Raw genomic sequence first — 26317 nt, 5'->3', positions numbered from 1 at the left:
GGGCAGTGTGGGTGATACACAAACATGGCAGGTTCGTCTGGTGGTAGTGAAACATCAGTATCGGGTGAATTAAAGGAAGCAGAAGAGGCAATGGAAGGACCGAGGATCGCTTTTTACGGCGGAAAGTGGGCAAGTACGATTCCACTCGTGCTCTTCATCCTCTGGGCGATCTTCCAGAGTGGTGTCCTCGGTATCGGCGACACGAACGGGCTGGTGATCGGCGCACTCCTCGCGACGATCATCGGCATGTTCTTCGCCAAAGGTAGCTGGAAGACCTACGCGAATACGATCTTCGAAGGAATGACCCAACGGGTGGCTGCGACGGCGATCGTGGCCTGGCTGTGGGCAGGTATGTTCTCCGCGACGATGCAGACCGGTGAGTTCGTCGACGGGCTCATTTACGCGGCCGACACGTTGGGTGTCGGAGCGGTAACATTCCCGGCAGCGACATTCGTACTCGCTGCACTGCTCGCGACGGGGATCGGTACCGGGTACGGGACGACAGTGGCATTCGTCACGCTGTTCTTCCCGGCTGGGGTCCTTGTCGGGGCCAATCCAGTCCTGCTGTTCGGTGCGATCCTCTCGGGTGCTGTCTTCGGGGACAACCTCGCACCGGTCAGTGACACCACGATCGTCAGTGCGGTTACCCAGGACTCCGACATCGGTGGCGTGGTCGCCTCGCGGTTCAAGTACGCGATCATCGCCGCCATCCCGGCATTCATTCTGTTCCTCATCGTGGGATCAATGATGCCAAGCGCGGACCTCACGGGAACCGCACCGCTCGAAGGCACCGCCCCCGGACTGTTGCACCTCATCTCGATGGGGATCGTCATCTATACGGCCATTCGGGGCCGCCACATTGTCGAGGCGATCTCCTGGGGGCTGATCGCGGCTATCGTCTTCAACCTCGTCTTCGGCCTGTCGTCGGTTAGTGACATCGTTGCACTGCAGGTCACCGAAGCGAGTGCCTGGACGGCGCTCCCGTTCGTCGTCGTCGCCGATTCGGCCGGCGTCGGTGGGAGCCTTCTCAACGGCGCAGTGGGCTTCTTCCCGCTGATCGTCTTGACGCTCCTGATCGTCGCGATGGCGCGCATCATGATCGAGGGCGGTGGCTTCCAGGCCATGCAGGACATTCTGCTCAATAGCGTCGCGACGGGCGTCCGGAGTGCCGAAACCACGATGGTGGTCGGAACTGCGGCGATCAACGGCATGATCACGATCAACACGGCCGCCGAAATCGCTATCTCGCCGTACATCGCACGGATCGGCGAGAAGTTCAACATCAACGGCTACCGCCGGGCGAATATCCTCGACGCGAACACCGCCGCGCTCGGGTACATTTTCCCCTGGGCCGGTGGTGTCTTGGTCGGCTACCAGGCAATGATCGGGATTCTCGAGCCCGAGTACGGCTCGGTCATGGTCATTGAGCCAGTCTCGGTGGTCCCGTTCGTGTTCCACGGCTGGTTGCTTGTGATCGTCTTCCTGATCGCGGCGATCACCGGCTTCGGCCGTGAGTACATTTCGGACCGCAAGTCCGAGGAGGTGAGTCGCGTATGAGCATCTTCGAGAAGTATCTGGCCGGGTGGACGTTCCGCACGCGGTACCCGGATTACGAACCTGGCGAGACCATCGAGGTAATGGTCACAAGCATGACTGACGGCAAAGCGAAGGCCCGCATCGGGGACTCGATGCTGCGAGTCACGGACGCCCCCGAGGGGTCGGAGAACATGCGAGTCCTCGTCGAAGTCGACGAGTGGGACACCGAAGACCACACTGGCGAAGGGACCTACCTCGAGAAGGTCGGCGAAAGCGCCTTCTAACCCCACACGACGGGGTTTTTTACAGTTGGTCGACAGTGGCTTCCACGCGAATCGAATCCGGGTAGTCCCGCTCGAGAACCCCTCGGGCAACCTCATCACGACCTCGCAGTTCGAAGCGCCGTTGATACACCGTATACGTCCAGTCCTCGTATCGAGAGGCCGGATCACCGTCCAGGCGTCGATACAGCGGCACCCGATAGTCGGTCGGCGCGTCCGAATGTGGCCCCTTGAGTTTGGCGCCCTTCCGATGACACGCGTCCTTGACGTCATCGACGACCGATTCGAGGACTGCCCGATCGCCGCTCTTGAGCGTGAGGTGGAGGATCGTCGTCATATAGCGTAGATCGCACAGCGCGGGGATAAGCCTGTAGTCTCCGGGTCGACACTGTGGACCCGTCGCATACTCCGACATTCTCTTATTACGCCCCCGTGTAAACGCCTGTAATGACGGTTGAAGCGACAAGCGCCGGGGCCATTCTCTATCGTGACACCCGGGACCGGCGTGAATACCTCCTCCTCAAAAGTCGCCCGGGTGATTGGGAATTTCCCAAAGGTGGCGTGGAGGGGGACGAGGAACTGCAACAAACGGCGATTAGAGAAGTGAAAGAGGAGGCCGGGATCAGCGATTTCAGGCTGCTGGACGGCTTTCGAAAGGAGTATGACTACGTCTTTGAGGCCAATGGTGACCGCATCCACAAGACGGTCCATCTCTTCATCGCGAAGTCCTTCGAGGCGAGTGCGCAACTCTCCCACGAACATCGCGACCATCAGTGGCGTGATTACGATCAGGCGATCAACACGATCACCCAGGATGGCCCACGGGAAATCCTGAAAGAGGCCCACGAACATATCGACGAACTGGAAGCGTGAGGTGGCCCCCCAGGCAGAGCGAATTCGAGTTCGAACTCGCGACCTGTGCCTGGGCCGAATCCGAGTGGCCACCGGGACCTGAGCGACGTCCCGCACTCATCGCCCGCCAATTGGGCTGGCAACAACGGCGCTGGGATACGATTGTTCTCGAAGTCGATCCGGAGGGACTCGAACGGCGAGCCCAGTTCGGCACCGACCGGCTGAATAGTGACCTCCGCCACGTGCTTCGGAACGCACCAGCGGACTGGACCTATTACCGCGACGCGCTTCCTGATCCTGGCTACCCGTGGCGGTACGTCCGAGAGGCGATCCATGAGGCAACTGACAGGAACGCTCTCGAATCCCGCAAAACGGGCGGCCGGATCGAAATACGGCGGATTGCACGGTACCCAAATTGGGTCGAACGGATCGTCGCCATCGAAAACAAGCCGGACCTGGACGCCAGCGCCGCGAGACGACTCAGCGAGCAACTTGAACGGGACGTCGCCGCGGGTCTGGCGGACGAAGTCTGGTTGGCCACGGCCCGGACCGACGACCCCGTCGAACCGGCGCTTCTCGAACGGATCCCAACTGAGGTCGGTATACTCTCTCTCGGTGAGTCTGGTGTCGACGTCCTTTGGCAACCCCGCTCGCTGGACGCGGACAGGCCAGGAATCGACATCCTTGAACGTCCAGGCGATGGGACACACGACCGATCCGCGGCCCGGTTCGACGTGCTTGACGTGGAGACAAAGCGGGAAAAACGGTTCAATATCGCCGAACGAGCCTACGAGCGAGGGTGGCGGAACTACGTCGAGTCGATGCGACCGGATTGTGCCCACTTCGAGATAAAACAGGGCCGATATGGCTATCAGCCGTACTGTACCGCGTTCGATCGATCACAAACCCCGGCAGAATGTCGAGGAGCCTGTGAACATTTCCAGCCCGAACCGCCACGAGAGAGACAGGGTGGCTGGCCAGTCTCGGGCGGGGCCGGGAATGCCATTCGAACCGTATTGGACGACCGGCGAGAGCGACGTCGTCAGTCCGTTTCCAACACGTCAACTTCGGAGCGTGGTACCGACAGTCGGTAAGTCGGCACTGTCCGAGGGACTTTTTCACAGACTTCCTTTCGAACCAGCGTTCGGAGTGCCGAGCGGACAGCATCAACCTCCGGGTCGAGGTTCGTCTGTTCCTCTACTCCATGCAATATTGAGACGACACTCGCCGGGTCAGTTTCGGGCCCGGGGAGTGCTTCGAAGACGTCCTGCTCGATGCCGGAAAATGCGATGGCGGGGCCGCCCGTTCCATCACCCGAAAGAAGTGCTTTTCCCTCAGGTGACACCCGAATGAGGCTGTCATCGTCCCGGTAGTAGTACGGTCCGAGTTCGGTTTCGAGAAACTGATGGACGTCGCTCCCGCTTTCCATATCCCAGGCCGCCTGCAGTTCGCTGTTTTTGGTGGGCTCGCGCTCGAGGATATCCGCGAGCCGTGACCGAGCCGTCTCGGAGAGGGGCATAGTAGGGGAATTTTCCCCGGGACACTTCCGCTTTCTGACTCACCTTCAGGACCCGAACAACGACTTGGTCTCAGATAAGGACTCCTCGACCTGCGTGTACACCAGTCCGAAAGCGATTACCGAAAGAACCGTTCCCGCAATGAAGGGGACCTGAAATCCGAATCGTTCCAGGAACCCCGCTGAAAGGGGGCCGATTGCGACACCGAGCCCGAAGGACATCGTCAACACCGAAAGCGTCGTCCCTGATTCGCCTTCACGGGCCAAATCACCGGCAAGGGCAAGGGAGGGAGCGAACACCAAAGCGACGGCAATCCCTTGAAAAAGTCGGGCCAGCGTCATTAACAGTGGAGACATCACGTAGCCCTGAAGCAGCGTGGTCGGAGCGAGAATGAAAAATCCCAAGATCAGGAACGGACGCCTCCCGTAGCCGTCACTTGCCCGCCCAACCGGGATTTGAAAGACGATGTTCGCAATCGTGACGGCCCCGAACTGCAACCCGAAGAAGACTGTCGATTGGTCCAATCTCGTGTTTATCTGGGGCTCGAGGGCGGCGAAGAGTGCGATAGTGATCCCCATTGCGATGGTTCCCAACCCCAACGTAAACACCGGGTCAAGCAGTTTCCCAGGTGGGCCCCGAACGGCTATCGAAAGGTCCTCGCCCGCACTGGCCCTGGTTTCGGCCGGATCGGAAACGAACAGGTACACGAGCAGAAAACTGACGAAGGCACCGGCGACGGCCACGGCAAACGCCGCGTCGAAGCCCCAAATTTCGACGACGACCCCCGCGATTATCGGGCCGAATCCGAAGCCGATCAGTCGAAAGGTGTTGTACACCCCGAAGTTCCCGCCCCGGGTCTGGTTACCCGTCGCGAGCTCGTTGACGAGCGCGACTGTCGCTGGAATCGTCACGGCAGCGCCGATTCCCTGGAGCGCCCGGAAGAAGATGACCCAACGATACTCCGAGATGAAGACATAGCCACCACTTCCGATGCCAAGGATGGCCAACCCGATGAGAATGAAGAGTTTACGCTTGCCGGCCCGATCCGAAAGCCGGCCAGTGAGCGGTTGATTGAAACTATTGAGAAAGCCGAAGATCGAGAGTGCGACACCGATCAACAGCGATTCGGTGATCGTGATCGAGAGGATCGGAACTTGCGTACCGAGAAGGCCTTCGATGTGGATCTGCCCGGAGGCGATATATAGTGGCAAAACGACGATGAGAAAGGAATTCCCGAGCGCATCCGCCATCCGTGCAAACGCAAGGACGAGGACTCGTCGATCGGTGCCGAGAAACGCCATCTGTGTTCGTTGTTTCTGCCTCTCCGACTTGCCAGTTTGGATAATGGCGCGAATGCACCTGGAGGAACCCCTGACCCAACGCGCTTAAGCGCCGGACTCGACAACGGGCGTACAATGGAGTTCTGTGACGAATGTGGCTCGATGATGCAAGCCGAAGACGGACTCTGGGTCTGTACGAGCTGTGGCCACAAACAGCCAAAGGACCCAGAGGCGAATTACGTGGTCTCGGAGGAACAGGAGGTCAGTGAAATCATCGAAACAAGTTCCGGTGGTGAAACAGGGTTGCCGAAAACTGATGCCGTCTGTCCCGACTGTGGGAACGACACGGCCTACTGGTATATGCAACAGATCCGGGCCGCCGACGAGTCAGAAACCCGCTTTTTCGTCTGTACGGCGTGTGAACACAGTTGGCGTGAAGACGACCACTGAACTACGGTAGTCGTCCGATCGTGAGATATCCCGTATGGCCGACTCCGGCAGTCTGTGGCCTGGACCCACGGTCGTCGAAGTCCATTCGACGCTGAATGGTTTCCCGCGTGGTGACATCAGTGATACCTGCCTCTTCTGCAGCGTCCGCGACAGCCCGAGCGGCTTCGATGAACGGCGAATAGACGGCAACAAATCCGCCAGAAACGAGCAGCTCCGGCGCCCCAGCGACGACCTCTGGTGCGTCTTCGGTATCGAGTGTGAGCACGTCAAACCCGGAGAGTGCGTCCATCTCAACTGTCAGGTCCCCTGTTCTGACGTCCACACGATCCGCCACGTCAGCCAGTTCCATGTTCTCCCTGGCGACCTCGGCAAACTCAGGCTTTCGTTCGTACGTTGTCACCTCGGCATGCATCCGGCCGAGATAGGCCGCGAGCACACCGGTTCCCGTTCCGGCATCGAGAACTCGATCGCCGGCGGAGACACCCGTATGGCCCACCAGTAACCCGATGTCTTTTGGCATCATTGGCGCTCCTGTTCGCTCGAGGTGGGCGAACAGGTCCGGCCCCCTGAGCGCGCGGACCCCGAACGGCTCCCCGAGATGTGTCTCGATTGTCTCTCCAGGCTCGATGTCTTCTGGGACATCGATGACACCCAGATCGGTGTGCAACTCCGCACCCGGTTCGACCAGGAATTCCCGGTCGGCGCGAACGAGCAGGATCACTCCAGCGAGTCGATGGCGGCCGCGAGGTCGCCGTCGGCCGCCTCGATCGCCTCACGTGCCTCCGCCTCCGGGACGCCGGTTCGTTGCACAACGATCTCGACATCAGCGTCTGGAATGGAGGACTCCCCCGACGATTCGGTGTCCGCACCCTCGGGTTTGGGTTCCTCGGCCGTGACGGTCTCGGCATCGCCGACGACCTGGTAGGTCTCTTCGCCGCGAGCGTCCATCTTGGTCACCTCGGGGTCACCAAAGACCAGTTGGGTGCCGTCCGCGAGGGTGATCATTACCTCCGTGGCATCGAGTTCGTCCATATCGATCCCCATCTGTTCCATCATCTGTTCCATCTTCTTTGGGTTCATGCCGCCGCCTCCGAACATACTCGACGGTTGGAACCCGAGGAGAAAAGCGTGGCGTTTGGACCGCTTTCACTCGCACGCGGCTTCACGGACCTTCACAGCCATCCCAGTCTCGAAATCAAGCATCGAGGTGGCGTCGAGTTCGGCCCGCCCAACGGCGATCAAAGCACCATCCCGGTGTTCGATGAGGACCTCGTCGCCGGCCCGAACCGCCTCGTCGACCGCTTTCACGAACTTCGCAAAGACGTTTTTCCCGTCCCTGACAAAGGGTTCGCTTTCGTCACCGACTATCACCCGATAGGCTGCTGGGTCCAGGACCGTGGCGAGTTGTCGCCCGCCTTCCAGACCCAGTGTAAATCGGCCATCGGTCCCGAGAGTCACGAGCCGTCCCCCCTCCCGAAGCACCTGTCGTGGCCGGCCGGATGCAGATCGGTGAACCGCCAGATCCACGTCCTCCGGAAAGAGGGCTTCGCCCGCGCCCGACCCAAACTGATAATCGGCGATGGTGCGAAGCTGGGCCATCGTCGTAGTCGTCATTACGTCGGTGTGGGTCCCCGAGGTGTTTAGCCGCTTCGAGTCTCTCCCTGAGCGGTCACCCTGAGCGGAAGAGCCGTTCCCAGATGGACCGGGCGGAGGGTCGCTCCGCCAGCAAGAGCGGCACGTCGAGTTCCTCGAATGCGGCAAGCGTCGCCGATCCACGAACCACCCGCGAGAGGAGGCCGCGCTCTGTCGCACCCAGCATGATCAGGTCATACTCGCTGCTAACCTCTCGAATCACCGAGACTGGAGATCCAGGTTCGACGAGATACGCAGCCTCCGAGAGCCCGTTGTCCGCGGCCCAGTCCTCCAGGAACGACCGCCCGGACTCCTCCATCCCCGGGTCGACGACGTGGAGCAACGAGACCTCCGCGTCGACGGTTTCCATCATCGCCTGTGCGACCTCAGCGGAAAGTTCCGATGAGCGACTACCTCTCGTCGGAATCAGTACCTCTCCCGGATCGATTTCCGTGCCATCCAGGACCAGGAAATCACAGGGGAGATCGTGAGTCAGTTCGTCGAGTGGGCCTTCTGCCCGACCACCGGCAAATCGAGCCCCACCGTACCCCATGACGACGGTATCCACATCGTTGGTTCGGGCCGCTTCGAACACTTCCGAGAGACCCCGATGAGAGAGAATAGTCCGAGTTTCGATCGGGACGTCAAATTCTTCGGCCTCAGCCACTGCCTTCTCGAGCAGTTGCTGGGAAGTCGAATCGATTCGGTCCCGATTCTGCGCGGCCGCTTGCAGTGAGGTCTGATCCGGAACGGTGATGATGTGAGTCGCCAGCACGCGACCCCCCTGGTGTTTTGCCAGGATACTCGCAAGCGTAATGAGGGCTCCCTCAGTCCGGGGATTCAGCACCGGAACCATAATGGTCGGGCCATCGCTCTCGGTCGGTGCAACTGCATTCGCAGTACCCACGACCCCCTCCGGGAGTTCCTCCTCGCTCATCCCTCAGTTTCGGCAGGCAACGCGATAACTGGTCGATCCGCGTTGGTAACCAACTTCAACGTCGTGTCTCCGGAGAGAAACTGAATGAGCCGATTCCCGCCACGCGACTGGTACGCAATCGCACTCGCATCAACTTCCTCGGCGGCATCGAAAATAGCATTCACGAGGTTTCGTCGGTACTCGGTGTGATCGGACGCGTCCGGGAACACCTCGCGAACCGCCGCGTAGGATTCCGCTGCGATTTCCTCGGACTGGGAAACCGGTGTTTTATCCGGCACTCCTTCGCCTTTCTCCACCACATGAAGAGCGGTCACGTGGGCCGGATCATAGGGTTCGAGGGCCTTGGCCGTATTGATCGCATCCCTCTCATTGGCGACCGGGAGGAGCACGTTTTCCAGGACATCCCGATTCTCGCCGTCAGGCGGTCCGTTCATCAATTACTCTTCGGTGCTCCTCCATTAAAGAGTATAGGAATGCCGGCGAACCGGCCTCCGAGCGGGCAGCAGTGGGCCCGTTCCGATCAGAGCAGAAACGTCTCGGTCCGGTCGCCCAGATCGATAAAGGTGTCCGCGGCGTCCTTGAGTTCCTCGGCCGTCGAACTGTCAAAGGCCATCACCTCGACACGGACACCCTCGTGACGGAGATGAGAGACCAACCGGGAGAAGTCCCCATCTCCGGTACAAAGAACCACCGTATCGACGTGATCCGCCAGGGTCACCGCGTCGAGACTCATCCCGACGTCCCAGTCGGCTTTTTTCGTCCCGTCCTGGAAGGTTTTGATGTCCTTGATCTTCGTCTCGAACCCGATATCTGACAGAGCCTCGAAGAAGGTTTCCTCTTCGGGTGAATCTGCCCGAATGACGTACGCGATCGCACGAGTGAGAATGCGGTCCTGGACGGCCTTCGAGAGCAACGCTGCGTAGTCGATGTTCTGGGAATGAAGACTCTGTGCGGAGTGATAGAGGTTCTGCGCGTCCGCGAGCACCGCCACGCGCTGGCCCGGGTGAATCGAAGTCATACCTATTGTGACATTGCGGCGATTGTTAAACCTCACCCTCCGGACCGGCTCTCACCGGCCACTTACACCGAGGGGGTCTCGAACCGCTCGACGGAACGTGTCTCGGGGTCCAGTTCGTAATAGGACTTCCACGTGGGCGCGACAGTGATGACCCGGGTCCCGCGGACAGAGGTTTCTGTGTGTTGGTGGTGATGCCCGACAAGGCAGAGGTCCGGTTCGAGGACATCAAGAAGTTCGTCAATCGGGCCACAGCCGACACTGTATTCCTCACGAACGGGCGTTCCGTGGGGCGCTTCGTGAGTGAGGAGAACGTCCACCTCACCGACCCGTTTGAGGCGTTGAACGTCATTCCGAACGAAATGACGACGCCGATCCCCGCGGAGCGCGGAACGGGGTTTGTCGTACTGGGTTGGAGCGAAATTGCCAGACAAGCCGCCAATCGTGAGTCCCTGGACCTCGACCTCGTGACTGTCGAGCAGGCGGGCGTTTTTGACGTTCGAACTTCGGACCCGACCATGTCGCAACGCATCGATAACGTCGAAGTCCTCGTTGTTACCCGCGATGAAATACGTCTCGACCGGGAGCTCGTAATAGAACAGATCACCGAGTTGGAGCGCCACGTCCGGGTCGGCGACTTCGTAAACCCGCTCAAGGACTCGGCGCCGTTCCGGAGTGTTTGCATGGGCGTCTCCAAGGACTAGCATCACAGTGGCCTATGAGCGGGGGTCACAAAAGACGGACGACACGGGCAAGTAGGGCCACAACGATTTTAACCCTGGACTGCAAGATTTCGTGCATGACACTCGCTTCCGCAGGTCCAGACAGTTCGGTGGGGAGCGAGTTGCACTTTTACAGCAAACGTGGTCGAAAATAGCATGGCTCGTCGCGGGCACCAGTCCCGTTTCGGGCCGTTTTCGACAGCGTTCGTAGGGACTGGGCCGTGGGTTCTCGGGCTCCCGATCGCCAGTCCCCAACGACAGTGCAACAGTTCACCACCAACCGACGACACGACTCCAACCAACCGAAACACGACCCACACCAATGACACACGATCTGACAACCGGCGTTTATCCGGCCATGACGACGCCGTTCCTCGAAGACGGAAGTATCGATCACGAACAACTGGCCAGTGACGCGACACGACTCGAGTCCACCGGCGTCGACGGCCTCGTTCCGGTCGGTTCGACGGGTGAAAGTGCCACCCTGACGCACCAGGAACACGTCGACGTCGTGGAAACGGTCGTCGAGGCCGTCGACCTCCCAGTAATCGCTGGTGCAGGAAGTAATGCGACGCACGAGGCACTCGCGCTTTCACATGGTGCCAGGGATGCCGGAGCCGACGGCCTGCTCCTCATCTCACCGTACTACAACAAGCCCGAACCCGATGGAATGGAAGCCCACTACCGTGCCATCGCAAACGACGTGGACCTCCCACAAATCATCTACAACGTGCCCTCGCGAACGGGTCGCAACATCGCGGTCGAGACGGCCGCAAATCTCGCGAGCCACGAAAACATCGTCGGCTACAAGGCCGCAAGTGGGGACCTCAACCGAGTGAGCGAGGTTGCCCGGCGAACGGCCGACGAGGAGTTCTCGGTGCTCTCGGGCGACGACGGGCTGACACTCCCCACCCTTTCGGTCGGCGGGACGGGGGTCATCACCGTGGCCGGGAACGTCGAACCCGAGCGGATGTCCGACCTGATCTGGAGCGCACTTGACGGTGACTGGGAACAGGCCCGAGCAGTCCACCGAGAACTTGCGCCCCTGTTCGACGTGCTCTTCTGTGAAACGAATCCGATTCCGATCAAGGCCGCCATGGACATTCGCGGCTACGGGCCCGGTCGACTTCGCTCGCCGCTCTCGACGATTAGCCCCTCGAATCGGGCGGAGTTAGCATCGATCCTGGCAGACCTCGCGGAGGGGCAGTCCGCATGAGCGGTGGTCCAACAGCAGACCCGCTTGAGATCGGCGTGACTGGGGCGTCCGGGCGAATGGGACAGGAGGTCCGGGACGTGGCAACTGAACGCGGCATGGAAATCGCGTTCGCGGTCAACCGCGACGCGGATCCCCAACTTGACGACGTGGAACCAGCCCGTCGATTCGAAAGGCTCGTCAAAGAAACTCGCCCAGACGTTGTCATCGATTTCACCGGGCCGGAAAGTTGTGTCGAGTACGTGACCGACGCCGCCGAGGCCGAAGTACCGGTCGTGACGGGGACGACTGGATTCAACGCGGAGCAGCTGGAGGCCATCAAAGCTGCAGGCGAGCGGATCCCGATCCTCCTGGGTGCAAACTTCGCCAGGGGTGTCCAGGCCCTCATCGATGCCGTCGAATCTGCAGTGAATGCACTCCCGGAATACGACGTGGAACTAACCGAAACGCATCACAACGGCAAGCGTGATGCGCCCTCCGGCACCGCCTCACTGGTCCTCGACCGGATCGAGGCCGCTCGGGACGTACCCAGCGACCGGGTCTATGGCCGAGTTGGCGATGCAAAGCGTGAAACAGGCGAAATTGGCGTCCACGCACGACGGGCCGGTGACGTGACTGGGGAGCACGAGGTGCTCCTCGCAGGCAATCGCGAAACAGTCTCGCTCACCCATCGAGCCGGCTCCCGCTCCGTGTTTGCGGAGGGGGCTCTCGACGCTGCAGGCTGGCTCGAGACCCAGCCAACCGGATTCTACCGATTCGCCGACGTGGCGTCACAACTGACAGACACAGGAGACGACCAATGAGTCTCGAACACGACATTGACAAACTGAGAGAACGTTACGACAGAGGAACACTCACCGCAGAAACCGCCGGCAGGGAGGAATTAGCGGTCCTCGAGGAATTTCTTCTCGCCCTCGAGGCCGGTGAAATCCGGGCCGCCGAACCGCGAGATGGCGATTGGGCAGCCGTCGAGTGGGTCAAATCCGGAATCCTGCTCAACTTCTCACTGCGCGAGACCGAAGCTCGGACCTACGGCGACGTGACATATCACGATGTGTTGCCACTTCAGGACACGAGCGATCTCGGGGCCCGGGACACCCGGAATACCCCAGACGGGACGACGATCCGGCGCGGCGCGTACGTTGGGAGCGACGCGATCCTGATGAGTCCCAGTTTCGTCAATATCGGGGCCCATATCGGGGATGGCACACTGGTGGATTCAGCAAATACTGTCGGGTCCTGTGCACAGATCGGCGACAACGTCAAACTGGGCGGAAACACGCTGATAGGGGGCGTCCTGGAACCAGTCGAAGACACACCGGTTGTCATCGAAGATGATGTCTCGCTCGGCGCTGGGACGCGTGTAACCTCCGGGTTCGTCGTTGGTGAAGGGAGCGTCGTCGGGGAAAACACCCTCTTGACGCCTCGGATTCCGATCTATGACCTAGTCGAAGACGAACTCCGGTACGGAGAACTGCCGCCGGACCGGCGTGCGTTCACTCGCTTCGTCGAATCCAGCGTCGGCGATCACGACCTCTTCGAGGGGGGCGCCTACAAACCAGCCGTCGTCGCCATGGATATCGAGGCAGACACCCGCGACGCCACTCAGCGGGAGGCAGAACTCCGGAGTTCATGAGCGAAGCACCCCGGGTCCGGCGAATGGCAGATTGGCCGGCGGAGCGGCTAGAAGCGGTCGCGGACGAACAGGAGACCCCAGTATACGTTATCGACCTCGACCGGATCCGGGAGAATCTTGGTCGGGTCCAATCAGCGTTTCCGGAGGCGGATATCCATTACGCGGTCAAAGCAAATTCCGGATCGGCGGTCCTGGAAACGTTTGCCACAGCGGGCGTCGGTGCCGAATGTGCCTCTGCAGGGGAATTTGAACGAGCGGTGGCAGCTGGGTTTCCGACCGAGCGGATACTCTATACCCCGGTCAATCCGCCGCAGCGAGACCTCGATACCGTGCTCGAATATGAGACTGAGCCGCTTGCCATCACCGTTGGCGCACTCGATACGGTCAGACGCCTCGCGGATCGGGGGTTTACTGGTGACGTTGCGATCCGGATTCACCCCGGAACGGGTGCAGGTCATAGCGACTCCGTCGCAACCGGGGCTGACAGGAAATTCGGGATCGGTATCGATCGGGTCGAAAAGGCCGTCGAGCTGGTAACTGAACGGGGAATGACTGTCGTCGGCGTCCATGCACACGCCGGCAGTGGCATTCTCAATCCCGAAGATGTCAGTTCTCACCGAGAGGTCGTAGAGACGGTCGCACAGGTTGTGAATGATCTCGACCAGGACGTGGACTTCGTGGACGTGGGCGGCGGTTTCGGCGTCCCGTATCGACCAGAGGGAGACCCACTCGACCTGGCGGCTCTGGCTGATTCGACCAGAGACGCTCTCGATTCCGTGTCAGGGACGCTCCGTATCGAACCGGGGCGATATCTCGTTGCGGACGCAGGGCTCCTGCTTACACGCGTTAATACGGTTAAACCAGCTGGAGAGGAGTTATTAGCGGGCGTCGATGCTGGGATGACCGACCTTCTCAGGCCGGCGCTTTATGACGCCTATCATCCCGTGGCCCCGGTTGGGTCGATGACAGACCGAGAGAAGCGGTCCGTCTCGGTCGTCGGGCCGATCTGTGAGAGTACAGACGTCCTCGCCACGAATCGTCGGCTCCCCGCCCCAGAACGGGGTGATCTCCTGGCAATCGGAATGACTGGGGCATATGGCATCGAAATGGCGAGCCAGTACAATTCTCGGCCACGCCCACCAGTCGTCGCCTTTGAGGAGACGACCAGCAGAGAAATACGCCGTCGGGAACAACTCGAAGACATCACAGCTCCGGAAACAGACAGATGACAGAACTATCCTACCGGCACTATCACGGCACGGGCAACGCGTTTGCAGTCCTCGAAGGGACCACACTCGAAACTGGACGCCCGGCATTTGCGATCTCGCTCTGTGAGGATCTCGACATCGATGGTGTGCTGTTTCTCGACCTGGAGACGGAACCGAGTCCGAGTCGAATCCGGTTCAGACTCTATCAGCCCGATGGCGGGACCGCTGAAATGTGTGGCAACGGAGCGAGGGTTGCGGCGGTGTGGGGCCAGGAACAAACCGGCGAATCGGCGTTCATCCTCGAGACGCCGGCTGGACCACGACGGGCAACGGTCGAGGAGGATTCACGGGTGACCGTCGAGATGGGCGAACCCACGTTCGAACCCGATCACGTTCCCATCGATGCTACGGAGCCGATGGTGGAGGAACCGTTTGAAGGGATGCCTATTTCGGCAGTCAACACGGGCGTCCCACACGCCGTGGCATTTCTCCATTCGATCGAGGACCTTGATCTGACGGCTGCTGCCCAACCGATCCGGTACGCAGAGCGGTTCCCGGAGGGGACAAACGTGACTGTCGCCGAGAAAACCGGGCCACGGGCGTTCGACCAACGAACGTACGAACGAGGCGTGGAGGGCGAGACCCAGTCCTGTGGGACGGGCGCGGTGGCGATCGGTGCAGTCGCGACCAGAGTCGGTTTGGTCGAGTCAGGGCAACCCATCGAAATCAGCCCACCGGGTGGAACACTCGAGGTGACGATACCTGACGATGGACCGGCGACCCTCTCGGGACCAACCGCCTTCGAGGGGGCAGGAGCCGTCGATTTCGAACCGGAGACGGAGCAATGAGTGTCGAACCAGCAGTAGACCAATGACGTTCGAGCCGATCGACTTTCTGGAACGGGCCGTCGCCATCCCCTCTCACAAGTCCGTGAATGAGATGCGGGATTTCGTCGTGGAGACCCTTCGCGAGGCCGGTGTCGAGCCAACCGTTGATGAGGCCGGAAACATCATCGCTGAAAAGGGACAGGGAACACCGCGGATCGTGCTCAACACACACATTGACACCGTCCCACCCCACCATCATCTCGAACGGTCGGCCGGTGAGATCCGTGGTCGGGGATCCTGTGACGCCAAAGGCCCACTCGCTGCCATTCTCGCAGCCTTCATTGAAACTGACCCATCAGCGGGTCAACTTACGGTCGCTATCACCCCTGACGAAGAGCGGGAATCGACAGGAGCGGATGCACTCGTTTTCGATGCTGACGGGTATATCGTGGGCGAGCCGACCGGGCTCGATGTCTGTGTCGCGGCCAGGGGCCGGTTCCAGGGCACCGTCAGTCTCACGGGCAAAGGAGCCCATGCGGCTGATCCAGCAGCGGGCCGAAATGCGATTTCCGGTTTGCAAGCCGTCCTTGCTGGTCTCGAAACGTACGACGAAACACAGGGCATTACGGCCCATCCAAAACTTGGCGCTCCGACCTTGACCCCCACGCTTGTTTCGGGCGGCGAAGCCTCGAATCGGATTCCCGCAGCCGTGGAACTCACCATCGACCGCCGGAGTGTGCCACCCGAGACAGCGCCCGAATTTTTCGACGGACTCGCTACGCATCTTCATAAACGGGTTCCGGCAGAACTGGGACTCGCCGTCGAACGGGCCGAACGGGACACGCCGTTCCTGGAAGGATTCGAAACGGACCCAGACTCAACGGTTGCTCAAGCCCTTCAGTCCGGAGGGGCCGGGGAGACACGCACCTTCGGCGCAGCGACCGAGGCCTCGTATTTCGCTGCGAGCGCGCCGACCGTCGTCTTCGGACCAGGAGTCCTCTCCGACGAGAACGGGCCGGTCGCTCATGGTGAGCGAGAATACGTGAAGATCGACGACGTCCGAAAAGCCAGTGACATTCTGACTCAGGCGCTCGGAATCCTCGTCGGCTGATTACGGAGAATCAAGGAGAAAGCCCCGCCCTTTATGCCGGGGAGGATATCAATCGATATCTCGAGCGAGATCCGCAGCGATCCCAGTATAGTGCTCGGGACGCAGGTCGCGGAGTTCGGCTTTGGTCGATGCCGGGACGTCGAGGCCCTCGATGAGCGACTCGAAATCCGCCATCGTTATTGATTCACCTCGCGTCGCGTCTTTGACGAGTTCGTACGCATCCGGATGTCCGTCGCGTCGCAGAACTGTTTGAATCGCTTCCCCGATGACTGCCGGGTTGGCCTGGAGATCCTCGCGCATGACCGACTCGCGTGGCACCACCTTCTCGAGTCCCACGTCGAGTTTGGTGTACCCCATGAAGGCATGGGCCAGTGCGGCACCGATGTTTCGCTTGACCGTGGAATCTGTAAGGTCCCGTTGCATCCGCGAGGTGGTGATCGAATCCGCAAGAAAGTCCAGATCGCTGTTCGCTTTGGAAAGGTTGCCTTCGCTGTTCTCGAAGTCGATCGGATTGACCTTGTGTGGCATCGTCGAGGAGCCAGTTTCACCCGCTGCGGCCTCTTGGCCCAAGTAGCCCCGAGACACGTACTGCCAGATATCCTGGTCGAGGTCGATCAACACGTGATTCACTCCTGCCAGGGCATCGAACAGACGTGCAAAATCATCGCCTGGGTTGATCTGAGTCGTGAGACCCACGTACTCCAATCCGAGATCAGTGACGAAGCTTCGTGCGAATGCTACCCAGTCGACGTCCGGAAACGCCACTGTATGGGCGCCAAAGGTGCCACTCGCACCGCCGAGTTTGCCAGCGAGCGAGTCGGTCCGTTCCTCGACTGTAGCGAGGGTCTGGCCCAGCCGACTCGCGTAGACGGCCATTTCCTTGCCAAAAGTCGTTGGGGTCGCAGGTTGCCCGTGTGTCCGGGCTAACATCGGTATGTCGGCGTATTCCTGCGCAAATTCCCCGAGCGTGCTCCGAATCGCTCGCAATCGGGGTTGCAGTACTTCCTCCATCGCTTCGGTCACCAAAAGCCGGTAGGCGAGATTGGTGACGTCTTCGCTGGTCAAGCCAAAGTGGAGCCACGGATGGACGAACTCGGGGGTTGCCTCACGAAGAAAATACTCCACGGCTTTTACGTCATGGTTGGTCGCAGTGTAGCCCCGCGCCCCTGTCGTTTCGATGTCCTTGATCAACTGAGCGTCTGACTCCTCGAACTCCTTGTAGACTACCCGCATGTCCGAAGCAAGTGTCGGGTCAATCTCGAAGGAGGTTGCATCAAGCCGCGCCAGGGCGAGTGTGTATTCGACTTCGACCTGCACCCGAGCGCGCATGAGTGCGGCTTCACTCACGTACGGGGCAAGCGGGGCAGTTCGGTCTTCGTATCGACCATCCAGCGGCGAAACGGCCCAGAGTGGGCCACGATCGGTCGGCATGTGTCGGTGTGGCCCCGGTCGACGCAAAAGAATACCGGTCGAGACGTTTCACGTCTGTGCATATCTGGCGTATCTATCCACCAGAGAGCACTGGTGGTGTTCATAGTCTTGAATACCCGACGGGCATGCGACCACAACGGCTTTGAAAATGGGCCCCGCACCCTCGCGTATGCCCACCATTGCCGGTCTCGCGAGCAATCGCGGGCGCAACCTCATGCACATCCAGGACCGCCAGCCTGCCGGGGCGACGGTAGACGTGATCATCTCGAATCACGGGAATGCGCCGGTCTTGGAAAAAGCTGAGAATCGAGGGATCGAAACGGCTGTTGTCGAACAGCCACCGGACATGGACCGCCGCGAACACGAGCGCCGGGTCTTGCAGGTTTTGGCGGACTACGATCTCGATCTGGTCGTTCTGGATGGCTATATGCGCATCCTCTCGGATACCTTTCTCGAGGAGGCGCCACTCACTCTGAACATCCATCCGTCGCTCTTACCGGCTTTTCCTGGAGAGAACGCACACGAGCAAGTTCTCGATGCAAGCGTGGCGATCACTGGCTGTACTGTCCACGTTGTGACAAACGCCGTCGCGGCGGATGAGTCAGTCATTACCGAGGACGTCGACGCCGGCCCGATCATCACCCAGGAGCCGATCCCGGTGTATCCGGATGATGACCAGGCCAGTCTCAAACAGCGAGTGCTGTACGAGGGGGAATTCAAAGCCTACCCCCGAGCCATCGAAATGGTGTTAGAGGGACAGGTGACACAAACAGCCGATGGAATCGAGATTGAAGAGGAAAGTGGCGCGTTCCCCGACAGACGACTCACCTCGACCGACCGGGTCCGTGACCTTCGCTACGGCGAGAACCCACACCAGGACGCTGCTGTGTACGGTGACTCGACATGTGAAGTTGCGAACGTCGTCGACGCCGAGCAGCTGAACGACGGGGCCAAAGCGCTCTCGTACAACAATTACAACGACGCCGACGCGGCGCTGAACCTCGTGCGCGAATTCGACGAACCCGCTGCCGCGGTAATCAAACATACGAACCCAGCAGGCTGTGCCGTCGCAGATTCCGTTTCGACGGCTTACGAACACGCACTCGCGACCGACGCGAAGAGTGCCTTTGGCGGCATCGTCGCCCTCAATCGGTGCTGTGACGAAGCCACAGCCACGAACATCATCGATTCGTTCAAAGAGGCCGTCATCGCGCCGGGTTACACAGAAAAGGCCCTCGAGGTTCTCGAAACGAAAGCCGACCTGCGCGTCTTGGACGTGGGATCGATGACTGAGGAATCGCTGGGGCGAGTAGAGAAACCGATCGTTGGCGGACGGCTCGTCCAGGACCGAGACGAACAGGCACCGGACCGAGCGGACCTCGAAACGGTCACCGATCGTGAGCCAACAGCGTCCGAACGTGAAGCGTTGCTATTCGCCTGGCAGACGGCCAAACACGTCAAATCGAACGCCATTGTTCTCGCCCAGGGAACCGAAACGGTCGGTATCGGAATGGGACAGGCAAGCCGGGTCGACGCTGTCGACCTGGCAACAAAGAAAGCCGAGCGAGACGCGGCGGGCAAATCTGCCGCCGGGAGCGTCCTGGCCAGTGATGCCTTCTTCCCGTTCCCCGATGGCGTCGAACTCGCGGCCGAAACAGGTGTCGACGCCGTCATTCAACCCGGCGGCTCGGTAAACGACGAAGCCGTGATCGAAGCGGCCGACGAACACGATGTCGCGATGGTGTTCACGGGGACTCGGGCCTTCCGGCACGACTGAACAGCTCAACAGCCCTGGCCAACATGGATTCCCGGTTCCAGTAAGTATACCCACGCCCTCTGCGAAGTGATGGCCATGGACGTAGGCGTCGTGTTGCTGAACTTCGGCGAACCGGCCGAACCAAGCCGTGAGGCCGTGGTTCCCTTCCTGGAACGGATCTTCCTCGACAATGCCAGTCTCGAACGCTTCGACAGCGAGGCAGCCGCCAAAGAACGGGCCAGCGAACTCGCAAACCGACGGGCGGCCGGGCTCATCGAGGAGTACGAAACGATCGGTGGCTCACCGCTTCACGAACAGGCGGCGGCCCAAGCCACGATGCTCGAAGAAGAACTTGCATCGCGGGGCTACGACGTCGAAGTCGCCCTGGCAATGCAATACACTGAACCGCTCATCGAGGATGTGGCTGCAGAGATGGCAGCGGAACCTTTCGACCGGGTAATCGTCGTTCCGGTCTATCCACTCTCCGGCCCGTCGACGAACATCGCCGCTGTCAACAACTTCGAAGAGGCCCTGACCGAGCACAATTCGGACGTTGAAATGCGAGCGGTCACTGGCTGGCATCGTCATCCAACGTACACGCGGCTGCGATTCGAGAACATCAGATCCGTCATCGATGGCCTAGAGATCGACCTTCGGGCCCCAGACACGGAACTACTCTTTTCTGCCCATGGAACCCCGGTCTCCTACCTCGAAGCAGGGAGCCGATATGACACGTACGTCGAGGAGTTCACGGAGACGATGGCGGCACTCCTCGGGGTGGAAGACTACACGCTCGGCTTCCAGAACCACGCGAACCGCGATATCCCCTGGACAGAACCCGACATCGAAGCCGCACTCGAATCCGTGGACGCTGACCGGGTGGTTGTCGAACCGATGAGCTTCCTCCACGAGCAGTCAGAAACGCTTCACGAACTCGATATCGAATTGAAAGCCGAAGCCCAGGATCTCGGCCTGGATTTCGTCAGAGTCCCCGTTCCCCACGGTGACCCCCGCCTGGGGTCGGTCATCGGGGACCTCCTGGAGCCGTTCCTCGCGGACTTCGATCCAGGGTACCATCAACTCCGACCGTGTCAGTGTCGGGACGAACCGGGAACCTTCTGTCTCAACGCACCGCTGGAGTGATCGGAGTTCCGTCCCCCATCACCACTCGAAGGAGTGGGCGGTCTCAACAAAGGCTTCGACTGATTCGACCGGTGTGCGCCGGTCGATACCGTGTCCCAGATTCAAGATGTGCCCCGCTGGCCCCGCAGCCTCGATCACCTCTCGGGTTCGGCGCTCGACGAAGGCCGGATCGCCCAAGAGATCGGTCGGATCGAGGTTCCCCTGAACCGGCTGATCCCCCAGGACCGACCGGGCCTCTGCCATGTCGACCGTCCAGTCCAACCCGACGACGTCTGCACCACTCTCCGCGAGTGTTGGAAGCCGGCCGCCCATATTGCGAACGAAGAAGATAGTCGGGACGTCAACCGACGAGAGGATCTGCTGATGCAGCGGGAGGAGATGCTCCCGATAGTCCGCTGGCCCCAGCAAGCCTGCATAGGTATCGAACAATTGTACGGCGTCCGCACCATGTTCGACCTGGAACTGGAGGAACTCGAGGACGACATCGGTGAACCGCTCGAGTAATTCGACAAATGCGTCAGGGTGCTCGGCCCGGAACCCCCTGATAGGAACGTGGTTCTTCGACGGTTCCCCTGCGACTGCATATGACGCGAGGGTAAACGGCCCGCCTGCAAAGCCCAGTGTTGCGGCCTGGTCCCCCACCTGTTCGCTCACGCGCTCCAACAGGTCGCCGATGTATCCCAAGCTTGTCCCAACTGGTTCGTGGCTCTGCGGAACCGCTTCCGGACCCTCGATCGGAGTGTCGATAACGGGGCCAACACCAGACTCCAGATGGTAGTCGATCCCCATCGGTTCGAGGGCCACGAGAATGTCCGAATATATCACGACCGCATCGAGGGCAAAGCGTTCGAAGGGTTGTAAGGTGATTTCCTCAGCAATCGAGGGGGTTGAAATGGCTTCCCGAAACGTATAGTCGGCCCGTAACTCTCTGTACTCGGGCAGATAGCGACCGGCCTGACGCATCAGCCAGACCGGTGGCCGCGCTGTCGCCTCACCACGGGCGGCCGAAAGAAAGAGCTCTCTCATTGGTTTCAAACGGGGAGCGGGGACACCAAAAGGGTTCACACTGCAGCAACAGAGTCAAATCAAACGTGGATTCGAGTCGGCTCACTGACTCGAGTCAGGACCGAATCGCTCGATATTGATCGAGATACGCCTCGAGAAACACGTCGTCCGAAAAGTCGGTAAACGACTCGTCAAAGGATTTGTGCTCGAGTTCTCCGGCGGCAGCAAGCCGTCGGGTGAGTTCTTCGGGACTCGTCGCGGTATACCCGCGGTCCTCATGGACGACCAATTCGTGTGCGCTCGAGTTCTGGTGATATTCGACGATTGAGACACAGCCGGCTGCCAGTGCTCGCAGCAGATCATGGTCGAACGGCGTGTATTCGGCCGTGTGCACATAGACGTGTGCCTGCTTGAACCGGGCAATCCGCTCCTCGACAGGCAATTCGCCGACGAACTCGACACTGTCGTCAATTCGAAGGTCCCGCGCTTGGCGCTCGTAGGCGGCCCGTCTGGGTCCATCACCGATGATTGTTGCATTCCAGTCGTACTCCCGGAATTCCGCCAGGGCCAAGAGCAGCGTTTCCAGGTTCGCCCCCTCGTCGAGCCGTCGGGAATAGACGATATCGGCGCTTTCGGCCTTCGATATCGCTTTTATCCGCTCGATATCAATGCCGGTCGGAATTACCCGAACGGTTCGGCCATCAACCCCTCGTTCCCTCACGGTCGTTTCGACGGTCTCTGAAGGCGTCACAATCACGTCGGCCCCCTGGATGGCCCGGTTCCGGAGCCAGTCGGAGACTACCCCCGTCGCATCATGCGGGTCGTACCAATCGACAAGGAATCCGGCACCGCTGAGCAGCGCGCCCAACTTGGCGCCACTCGTCCAGAGGGGGTTCTGGCAAACCGCGTGGACGACGTCCGGGTCCGTTTTGCGGATCGCGTTGGCGACCTGCAACGGAGTGGTCAGCGCGTCCTCCGACCTGGTTCCGATGCCTCGATACATGAGTCCCTCATGTTCGAACTCCTGAAAGTCCCCCTGCCACCATTTGGCGGTGAAACAAATCACCTCGTGGCCTCGGTCGGCGACTGCGGAGGCGATTCTGTCCAGTCGCGCCGCAGTCTCGCTCTCGGCGTGATGAATCGTTCGCGTCGCGACAAAGGCCACCCGCATACTACCGGCCACGGTGACCGTTTGCAAAAAGGTTTCAATTCCGTTTTCGACTCAGTCGAGGGACGTCGTTTCCCAGTCGTGGTCGAAATGTGCACTTCCCGAAGTCTCGCACTCGCGGAGATTCAAATGAACTCGGCTTTCCCGGGCGTCCGGAATCGACTCACCGCCAACATAGCTCAGGCCGGACCGGATTCCTGCAAGAAACTCGGTTGTCACCGATTCGAGTGGCCCCGAAAGCGGTGTGAGGGCCTCAACACCCTCGTCTGCTGTCGGTTCGGCCCCGTCCTTGTCAGTCCGTTCGTTGCTGGCCGCCGTCGTCGCCATCCCACGTGAACGCTTGTCCTCTTCGGCGTCCCGTTCGACGATTGCATTGGGGGACTCCACGGTCCCCGCAAAAAACCGGCCCATCATTACCGTATCCGCACCAGCCATTAGAGCCTTGACAGCGTCACCGGAATTACGGATGCCACCGTCGGCGATGATCGAAATATCCAGGTTCGCAGCCGCCTCAGCAGCGTCCGAAACAGCTGTCAATTGTGGAACACCGGCACCGGCGACGACCCGCGTCGTGCAATGGGACCCGGGACCGATTCCGACTTTCACGCCGTCAGCACCCGCGTCCGCGAGATCTCGGACCGCCTGCGGGGTTGCAACGTTGCCAGCAATCAGCGGTACACTGGGGAATTCGGTGGCCAAGTCCTCGACAGCCTCGAGTGCTTTTTCGAGATGTCCGTGTGCCACGTCGACGACGATCGCCGTCGCCCCGGCTTCGAGCGTTCGGTCTGCCCGATCGAGATAATCTTCGCTGATGCCGATAGCGGCCCAAACTCGCTCATCCACAGCGGTAACAGCCTCGATTTCGGCAGCCTGTTCCGCGACTGTAAGGAAGCGGTGGACTGTGCCAAACCCCCCAAGACGGGAGAGTTCGATCGCCGTCTCGGCTTCCGTTACCGTGTCCATCGGGGCACTCAAAACGGGTGCGTCGAGTTCGATCGTCGGTGTCAATTGCGTGGAAAGGTCGACCGCTGCTCGGCTCTCCACAGGCGATCGGTGTGGCACCAACAAGACATCACCATAGGAAAGTCCAATTCGCGGTGTATTCATCCCCACTAGTCTTAGATAGCGCGGGGAAAACCGTTACCAAGTCCGATCAGGACCGGTCAAAATCGTTGTCGTGGAGCGCAATCCACTCCGGCAGTCATTGGGACCGGCCTATACTTTCGTTCCGCCAAGACTCGGACCACACTGGGCACAATACGCATGATTCCGATAGACAGTTGGGTGTTCGAGCGAGTGCCCACAGGCCTGACAGCGCTGGTATGGTTCTGCGCGCATGGTCGGTAGCTAAACCAACTGGCCGACCTCATAAACTCCTTTGAGAACGGGCGGAAACTGCAGGCTTTTAGGCTGGGCGAAAAATTAGACGACACCAGTTCGCGTCGCCGCTTCAATCGCTGCGGCCTCCTCGATACCATCTCCTAGAATCGTATACCGGTCTCTGATCTTGTGGGCCGTTGTGAGTGCTTCGATGACCTCCTCAGTTGAGAGGCCGAGTTCGGCTGCTGTTGTGGGAGCTTCGATACTCGCCAGGGCGTCTCGAACAGCACGCCACTCGCCGTCAGCGCCACTGTGCAGATACTCGGTCATAATCGAGCCAACCCCGACCTGGTGACCATGAAGCGCACGCCCGGGGGCGATTCGGTCGAGTTGATGACTGAACAGATGCTCAGCGCCACTTGCGGGCCGGGACGAGCCAGCAATACTCATCGCGACGCCGGAGGAAACGAGCGCTTTGACCACGATCCAGGCGGACTCCTCGAGGCCTCGTTTTATCGAGGCGGCGTTATCCCGAAGCATTTCAGCGGTCATCTGGGAAAGTGCCCCCGCGTATTCGGAGTACTCGACGTTCTTGAGTCGGTTCGCGAGTTTCCAATCCTTGACCGCGGTATAGTTGCTGATGATGTCTGCACACCCGGCGGTGAGCAATTCCCAGGGTGCCTCGGCGATGATCTCGGTATCGGCGATGACGGCAATTGGCGGGGCCGCAGCGACACTATGGCGGGTATCTCCTTCGGGCACCGACCCGCGGCCACTCACGATGCCGTCGTGACTGGCAGCAGTCGGAACAGATACGAAACCAACGTCAAGTTCGTCCGCGGCCATCTTCGCGATATCGATGGGTTTGCCGCCCCCGATTCCGACGAGAAAGCCCGGTTCGATTTCGGCGGCCCGCGCCAGTACTCCTTCGACGGCACCGAAGGTTGCTTCTTCGACGATGACGGTCTCGGGATCGAATCCCGCCGCAGTCAGTCGCTCGACGAGTTCGTCTCCGGCCTCCTGTTTCGGTGTGGGGCTGGTGACGACCAACGGTCGACCCCGAAGGTGGGTCTCCCGAAGGACGGGTCCGGCCTCCGCCAGGACCTCGTGGCCGACGACCACGTTCCGAGGGAGCCGAATCCAGGTCGATTTTTCGAACATACCGCCTCATGTCGACCGAACCATTTAGTACCGTAGGTTCACCCCCAGGGACCGAGACTGGTAGTTCGGACAGGCATTTCCTCAGCGGAAAACAGCTCGCAATTACGAGCCCAACACGGTCGTCTCTGGCTCATTAATCGTGAACAGCCCCTCCGGTTAGCAGTCGGGAACCGAGAAATCCGTTTAAGCCGATGAATCCGCATTTATCGCTTCGACCTGGATGAGATCGACGCTGTAGGTGTACACCTGCTTCTCCTCGGTGACATCCTGCATCAGGTCGTCTTGCATTCGGAACTCCGTGATTTCGTCCCACTGGTCCGTCGAGGTCGCTCGCACCGCTTCGATGTACACCTTCCCCGAATGGTTCTCGTGCCGAAGCGTGAGAACCTTCCCCCGGTACATCTGCAGGACCGAAATGTCATCGGCATATGCCTCACCCCGTAACGTAAACACCTGGGCCTCATCCTCGAATTGGTATTTGTCTATCGAGGCTACCGGGCCCTCAATCTCCGCTGGCTGTTTGTGCCCGCTCCGTTCAAGTTCGGGATCGTCGTACAACTCCGGCGGTTTCCACGCCCCCAAACCAACTGTCACCGTTTCGTCGGTTGCCATTCTAAATCACTCCCTGGAATCAATATCGGGGGCGTGATACAATTACCTCACTATTCCGGCGGCCCACAACATGCTTACAGAGCGTGTAATTAACTTCGGTTATACCCATCTGTCCCAATTAGCGGTGGTTCCACGGGCCAGGCATGCCACTGGCCGATCATACCGTCTCCAGCACGTTGAGCACGCGGGTTTCCATCTCCCGGGTCGGCCCATTGTCCGTGCCGTCGCGTTCGCTCGCGAGGTGGTCCTCGACAGTCCGTTCCATTGCCGTCCGGATTGGCGTCGAATCCCATCCCAGGTTGGCAAGTTTGGCCGTCGAGAGGAGATGGGGATACGAACGATACAGGGGAAATGCCGTCGATTCGAGATCAGCGATTGAAAGTTCGCGGTCACTCGCATGCACGATTTCGACGGTTGTGTCCAGCGCCTTCGCACCCAGTTCCACCATGCGATCCAGCGTGACAGCGTTTCGATCGCCGACGTTGTACCACTCCCCAGGCCTGC

General features: G+C 60.2%; 28 protein-coding genes and 2 pseudogenes. 13 read left to right on the top strand and 17 right to left on the bottom strand.

The window, feature by feature from the left end; translation table 11 throughout:
- Nucleotides 1-24: 24 nt before the first annotated feature.
- Nucleotides 25-1557, top strand: coding sequence for a Na+/H+ antiporter NhaC family protein (locus V5A26_RS02795; protein ID WP_332320703.1), 1533 nt, complete (start codon nucleotides 25-27; stop codon nucleotides 1555-1557).
- Nucleotides 1554-1820 (top strand): DUF7513 family protein, encoded by a 267-nt coding sequence (locus V5A26_RS02790; RefSeq protein WP_332320704.1) that lies wholly within the window; start codon nucleotides 1554-1556, stop codon nucleotides 1818-1820. The genes V5A26_RS02795 and V5A26_RS02790 overlap by 4 nt, the downstream gene beginning before the upstream one ends.
- Before the next feature lie 19 nt (nucleotides 1821-1839).
- Here the strand turns inward: V5A26_RS02790 and V5A26_RS02785 are convergent, their stop codons facing one another.
- Nucleotides 1840-2154 (bottom strand): uS10/mL48 family ribosomal protein, encoded by a 315-nt coding sequence (locus tag V5A26_RS02785; RefSeq protein ID WP_332320705.1) that lies wholly within the window; start codon nucleotides 2152-2154, stop codon nucleotides 1840-1842.
- A gap of 110 nt (nucleotides 2155-2264) precedes the next feature.
- Here V5A26_RS02785 and V5A26_RS02780 point away from each other — a divergent pair, with 110 nt between their 5' ends.
- Together V5A26_RS02780 and V5A26_RS02775 are read left to right on the top strand one after the other, a co-directional pair.
- Entirely contained in the window at nucleotides 2265-2690 is a 426-nt protein-coding gene (locus V5A26_RS02780) for a bis(5'-nucleosyl)-tetraphosphatase (protein ID WP_332320706.1), read from the top strand.
- Nucleotides 2687-3763 carry a DUF5787 family protein gene (locus tag V5A26_RS02775; protein ID WP_332322202.1) on the top strand — a complete coding sequence of 359 codons (1077 nt, stop codon included), beginning with the start codon at nucleotides 2687-2689 and terminating at the stop codon, nucleotides 3761-3763. The genes V5A26_RS02780 and V5A26_RS02775 overlap by 4 nt, the downstream gene beginning before the upstream one ends.
- Here V5A26_RS02775 and V5A26_RS02770 read toward each other — a convergent pair.
- Together V5A26_RS02770 and V5A26_RS02765 are read right to left on the bottom strand one after the other, a co-directional pair.
- Nucleotides 3712-4188, bottom strand: a complete 477-nt coding sequence (locus V5A26_RS02770; protein ID WP_332320708.1) for a DUF5797 family protein — start codon at nucleotides 4186-4188, stop codon at nucleotides 3712-3714. The two genes, V5A26_RS02775 and V5A26_RS02770, sit on opposite strands and share 52 nt — an antisense overlap.
- Nucleotides 4189-4233: 45 nt before the next feature.
- Nucleotides 4234-5487: an MFS transporter gene (locus tag V5A26_RS02765; protein WP_332320709.1), complete on the bottom strand. Its 1254-nt coding sequence runs from the start codon at nucleotides 5485-5487 to the stop codon at nucleotides 4234-4236.
- A 114-nt stretch (nucleotides 5488-5601) separates the two neighbouring features.
- Between V5A26_RS02765 and V5A26_RS02760 the strand changes: the two genes are divergently transcribed.
- Nucleotides 5602-5916, top strand: coding sequence for a transcription factor S (locus V5A26_RS02760; RefSeq protein ID WP_332320710.1), 315 nt, complete (start codon nucleotides 5602-5604; stop codon nucleotides 5914-5916).
- A gap of 1 nt (nucleotide 5917) precedes the next feature.
- Here V5A26_RS02760 and V5A26_RS02755 read toward each other — a convergent pair whose 3' ends face one another.
- The 7 genes and pseudogenes from V5A26_RS02755 to V5A26_RS02725 form a co-directional block, all read right to left on the bottom strand.
- Nucleotides 5918-6637, bottom strand: a complete 720-nt coding sequence (locus tag V5A26_RS02755; RefSeq protein WP_332320711.1) for a methyltransferase domain-containing protein — start codon at nucleotides 6635-6637, stop codon at nucleotides 5918-5920.
- Nucleotides 6634-7014 (bottom strand): nascent polypeptide-associated complex protein, encoded by a 381-nt coding sequence (locus tag V5A26_RS02750; RefSeq protein WP_332320712.1) that lies wholly within the window; start codon nucleotides 7012-7014, stop codon nucleotides 6634-6636. Before V5A26_RS02750 ends, V5A26_RS02755 begins: the two co-directional genes overlap by 4 nt.
- Before the next feature lie 48 nt (nucleotides 7015-7062).
- The gene (locus V5A26_RS02745) at nucleotides 7063-7530 is read right to left on the bottom strand and encodes a PUA domain-containing protein (RefSeq protein WP_332320713.1); all 468 of its coding nucleotides are present in this window, start codon (nucleotides 7528-7530) and stop codon (nucleotides 7063-7065) included.
- A gap of 55 nt (nucleotides 7531-7585) precedes the next feature.
- Nucleotides 7586-8479: pseudogene (locus tag V5A26_RS02740) on the bottom strand (universal stress protein); the annotation flags it as partial.
- Nucleotides 8480-8481: 2 nt separating this feature from the next.
- Nucleotides 8482-8919 (bottom strand): universal stress protein, encoded by a 438-nt coding sequence (locus V5A26_RS02735; RefSeq protein WP_332320715.1) that lies wholly within the window; start codon nucleotides 8917-8919, stop codon nucleotides 8482-8484.
- Between the two features lie 86 nt (nucleotides 8920-9005).
- A complete protein-coding gene (locus V5A26_RS02730; protein WP_332320716.1) occupies nucleotides 9006-9503 on the bottom strand; it encodes a LabA-like NYN domain-containing protein in 498 nt (165 codons plus the stop codon).
- A gap of 62 nt (nucleotides 9504-9565) precedes the next feature.
- Nucleotides 9566-10207 carry a metallophosphoesterase family protein gene (locus tag V5A26_RS02725; protein WP_332320717.1) on the bottom strand — a complete coding sequence of 214 codons (642 nt, stop codon included), beginning with the start codon at nucleotides 10205-10207 and terminating at the stop codon, nucleotides 9566-9568.
- A gap of 337 nt (nucleotides 10208-10544) precedes the next feature.
- Here V5A26_RS02725 and dapA point away from each other — a divergent pair, with 337 nt between their 5' ends.
- From dapA to V5A26_RS02695, 6 genes are read left to right on the top strand one after another with little or no spacing between them, the layout of a single operon-like run.
- Nucleotides 10545-11438, top strand: coding sequence for a 4-hydroxy-tetrahydrodipicolinate synthase (dapA, locus tag V5A26_RS02720; protein ID WP_332320718.1), 894 nt, complete (start codon nucleotides 10545-10547; stop codon nucleotides 11436-11438).
- Nucleotides 11435-12238 carry a 4-hydroxy-tetrahydrodipicolinate reductase gene (gene dapB / locus V5A26_RS02715; protein ID WP_332320719.1) on the top strand — a complete coding sequence of 268 codons (804 nt, stop codon included), beginning with the start codon at nucleotides 11435-11437 and terminating at the stop codon, nucleotides 12236-12238. The genes dapA and dapB overlap by 4 nt, the downstream gene beginning before the upstream one ends.
- A complete protein-coding gene (locus tag V5A26_RS02710; RefSeq protein ID WP_332320720.1) occupies nucleotides 12235-13071 on the top strand; it encodes a 2,3,4,5-tetrahydropyridine-2,6-dicarboxylate N-succinyltransferase in 837 nt (278 codons plus the stop codon). Before dapB ends, V5A26_RS02710 begins: the two co-directional genes overlap by 4 nt.
- Nucleotides 13072-13094: 23 nt before the next feature.
- Nucleotides 13095-14300 carry a diaminopimelate decarboxylase gene (gene lysA, locus V5A26_RS02705; RefSeq protein ID WP_332322201.1) on the top strand — a complete coding sequence of 402 codons (1206 nt, stop codon included), beginning with the start codon at nucleotides 13095-13097 and terminating at the stop codon, nucleotides 14298-14300.
- Nucleotides 14297-15127 carry a diaminopimelate epimerase gene (gene dapF / locus V5A26_RS02700; protein WP_332320722.1) on the top strand — a complete coding sequence of 277 codons (831 nt, stop codon included), beginning with the start codon at nucleotides 14297-14299 and terminating at the stop codon, nucleotides 15125-15127. The genes lysA and dapF overlap by 4 nt, the downstream gene beginning before the upstream one ends.
- Nucleotides 15128-15149: 22 nt before the next feature.
- On the top strand, nucleotides 15150-16217 hold the full coding sequence (locus V5A26_RS02695) for a M20 family metallopeptidase (protein WP_332320723.1): 1068 nt from the start codon (nucleotides 15150-15152) through the stop codon (nucleotides 16215-16217).
- A gap of 48 nt (nucleotides 16218-16265) precedes the next feature.
- On the opposite strand, the gene purB is transcribed toward V5A26_RS02695, so the two are convergent.
- A complete protein-coding gene (gene purB / locus V5A26_RS02690; RefSeq protein ID WP_332320724.1) occupies nucleotides 16266-17648 on the bottom strand; it encodes an adenylosuccinate lyase in 1383 nt (460 codons plus the stop codon).
- 169 nt (nucleotides 17649-17817) lie between these two features.
- On the opposite strand from purB, the gene purH reads away from it, so the two are divergent.
- Both purH and hemH read left to right on the top strand, forming a co-directional pair.
- Nucleotides 17818-19425: a bifunctional phosphoribosylaminoimidazolecarboxamide formyltransferase/IMP cyclohydrolase gene (purH, locus tag V5A26_RS02685; protein ID WP_332320725.1), complete on the top strand. Its 1608-nt coding sequence runs from the start codon at nucleotides 17818-17820 to the stop codon at nucleotides 19423-19425.
- Nucleotides 19426-19500: 75 nt separating this feature from the next.
- On the top strand, nucleotides 19501-20547 hold the full coding sequence (gene hemH / locus V5A26_RS02680) for a ferrochelatase (RefSeq protein ID WP_332320726.1): 1047 nt from the start codon (nucleotides 19501-19503) through the stop codon (nucleotides 20545-20547).
- A gap of 18 nt (nucleotides 20548-20565) precedes the next feature.
- Here the strand turns inward: hemH and hemE are convergent, their stop codons facing one another.
- From hemE to V5A26_RS02650, 6 genes and pseudogenes are all read right to left on the bottom strand, one after another.
- Complete coding sequence (gene hemE / locus V5A26_RS02675) at nucleotides 20566-21573, bottom strand: uroporphyrinogen decarboxylase (protein WP_332320727.1); 1008 nt, start codon at nucleotides 21571-21573, stop codon at nucleotides 20566-20568.
- Nucleotides 21574-21667: 94 nt separating this feature from the next.
- On the bottom strand, nucleotides 21668-22723 hold the full coding sequence (locus V5A26_RS02670; protein WP_332320728.1) for a glycosyltransferase: 1056 nt from the start codon (nucleotides 22721-22723) through the stop codon (nucleotides 21668-21670).
- A 51-nt stretch (nucleotides 22724-22774) separates the two neighbouring features.
- Nucleotides 22775-23827: a guanosine monophosphate reductase gene (locus V5A26_RS02665; RefSeq protein ID WP_332320729.1), complete on the bottom strand. Its 1053-nt coding sequence runs from the start codon at nucleotides 23825-23827 to the stop codon at nucleotides 22775-22777.
- Between the two features lie 315 nt (nucleotides 23828-24142).
- The gene (locus V5A26_RS02660) at nucleotides 24143-25201 is read right to left on the bottom strand and encodes an NAD(P)-dependent glycerol-1-phosphate dehydrogenase (RefSeq protein ID WP_332320730.1); all 1059 of its coding nucleotides are present in this window, start codon (nucleotides 25199-25201) and stop codon (nucleotides 24143-24145) included.
- 183 nt (nucleotides 25202-25384) lie between these two features.
- Nucleotides 25385-25813 (bottom strand): hypothetical protein, encoded by a 429-nt coding sequence (locus tag V5A26_RS02655; protein WP_332322200.1) that lies wholly within the window; start codon nucleotides 25811-25813, stop codon nucleotides 25385-25387.
- A 157-nt stretch (nucleotides 25814-25970) separates the two neighbouring features.
- Nucleotides 25971-26317: pseudogene (locus V5A26_RS02650) on the bottom strand (epimerase); the annotation flags it as partial.

The organism is Halodesulfurarchaeum sp. (assembly GCF_036626455.1).
Lineage (GTDB): Archaea > Halobacteriota > Halobacteria > Halobacteriales > Halobacteriaceae > Halodesulfurarchaeum.
This window is presented reverse-complemented; position numbering and strand designations above follow the sequence as displayed.

Coding starts and splice junctions, on each gene's coding strand:
- V5A26_RS02795 (WP_332320703.1), top strand. CDS start 25: ATGGCAGGTTCGTCTGGTGGTAGTGAAACATCAGTATCGGGTGAATTA.
- V5A26_RS02790 (WP_332320704.1), top strand. CDS start 1,554: ATGAGCATCTTCGAGAAGTATCTGGCCGGGTGGACGTTCCGCACGCGG.
- V5A26_RS02785 (WP_332320705.1), bottom strand. CDS start 2,154: ATGACGACGATCCTCCACCTCACGCTCAAGAGCGGCGATCGGGCAGTC.
- V5A26_RS02780 (WP_332320706.1), top strand. CDS start 2,265: ATGACGGTTGAAGCGACAAGCGCCGGGGCCATTCTCTATCGTGACACC.
- V5A26_RS02770 (WP_332320708.1), bottom strand. CDS start 4,188: ATGCCCCTCTCCGAGACGGCTCGGTCACGGCTCGCGGATATCCTCGAG.
- V5A26_RS02765 (WP_332320709.1), bottom strand. CDS start 5,487: ATGGCGTTTCTCGGCACCGATCGACGAGTCCTCGTCCTTGCGTTTGCA.
- V5A26_RS02760 (WP_332320710.1), top strand. CDS start 5,602: ATGGAGTTCTGTGACGAATGTGGCTCGATGATGCAAGCCGAAGACGGA.
- V5A26_RS02750 (WP_332320712.1), bottom strand. CDS start 7,014: ATGTTCGGAGGCGGCGGCATGAACCCAAAGAAGATGGAACAGATGATG.
- V5A26_RS02745 (WP_332320713.1), bottom strand. CDS start 7,530: ATGACGACTACGACGATGGCCCAGCTTCGCACCATCGCCGATTATCAG.
- V5A26_RS02735 (WP_332320715.1), bottom strand. CDS start 8,919: ATGAACGGACCGCCTGACGGCGAGAATCGGGATGTCCTGGAAAACGTG.
- V5A26_RS02730 (WP_332320716.1), bottom strand. CDS start 9,503: ATGACTTCGATTCACCCGGGCCAGCGCGTGGCGGTGCTCGCGGACGCG.
- V5A26_RS02725 (WP_332320717.1), bottom strand. CDS start 10,207: ATGCTAGTCCTTGGAGACGCCCATGCAAACACTCCGGAACGGCGCCGA.
- dapA (WP_332320718.1), top strand. CDS start 10,545: ATGACACACGATCTGACAACCGGCGTTTATCCGGCCATGACGACGCCG.
- dapB (WP_332320719.1), top strand. CDS start 11,435: ATGAGCGGTGGTCCAACAGCAGACCCGCTTGAGATCGGCGTGACTGGG.
- V5A26_RS02710 (WP_332320720.1), top strand. CDS start 12,235: ATGAGTCTCGAACACGACATTGACAAACTGAGAGAACGTTACGACAGA.
- lysA (WP_332322201.1), top strand. CDS start 13,095: ATGGCAGATTGGCCGGCGGAGCGGCTAGAAGCGGTCGCGGACGAACAG.
- dapF (WP_332320722.1), top strand. CDS start 14,297: ATGACAGAACTATCCTACCGGCACTATCACGGCACGGGCAACGCGTTT.
- V5A26_RS02695 (WP_332320723.1), top strand. CDS start 15,150: ATGACGTTCGAGCCGATCGACTTTCTGGAACGGGCCGTCGCCATCCCC.
- purB (WP_332320724.1), bottom strand. CDS start 17,648: ATGCCGACCGATCGTGGCCCACTCTGGGCCGTTTCGCCGCTGGATGGT.
- purH (WP_332320725.1), top strand. CDS start 17,818: ATGCCCACCATTGCCGGTCTCGCGAGCAATCGCGGGCGCAACCTCATG.
- hemH (WP_332320726.1), top strand. CDS start 19,501: ATGGACGTAGGCGTCGTGTTGCTGAACTTCGGCGAACCGGCCGAACCA.
- hemE (WP_332320727.1), bottom strand. CDS start 21,573: ATGAGAGAGCTCTTTCTTTCGGCCGCCCGTGGTGAGGCGACAGCGCGG.
- V5A26_RS02670 (WP_332320728.1), bottom strand. CDS start 22,723: ATGCGGGTGGCCTTTGTCGCGACGCGAACGATTCATCACGCCGAGAGC.
- V5A26_RS02665 (WP_332320729.1), bottom strand. CDS start 23,827: ATGAATACACCGCGAATTGGACTTTCCTATGGTGATGTCTTGTTGGTG.
- V5A26_RS02660 (WP_332320730.1), bottom strand. CDS start 25,201: ATGTTCGAAAAATCGACCTGGATTCGGCTCCCTCGGAACGTGGTCGTC.
- V5A26_RS02655 (WP_332322200.1), bottom strand. CDS start 25,813: ATGGCAACCGACGAAACGGTGACAGTTGGTTTGGGGGCGTGGAAACCG.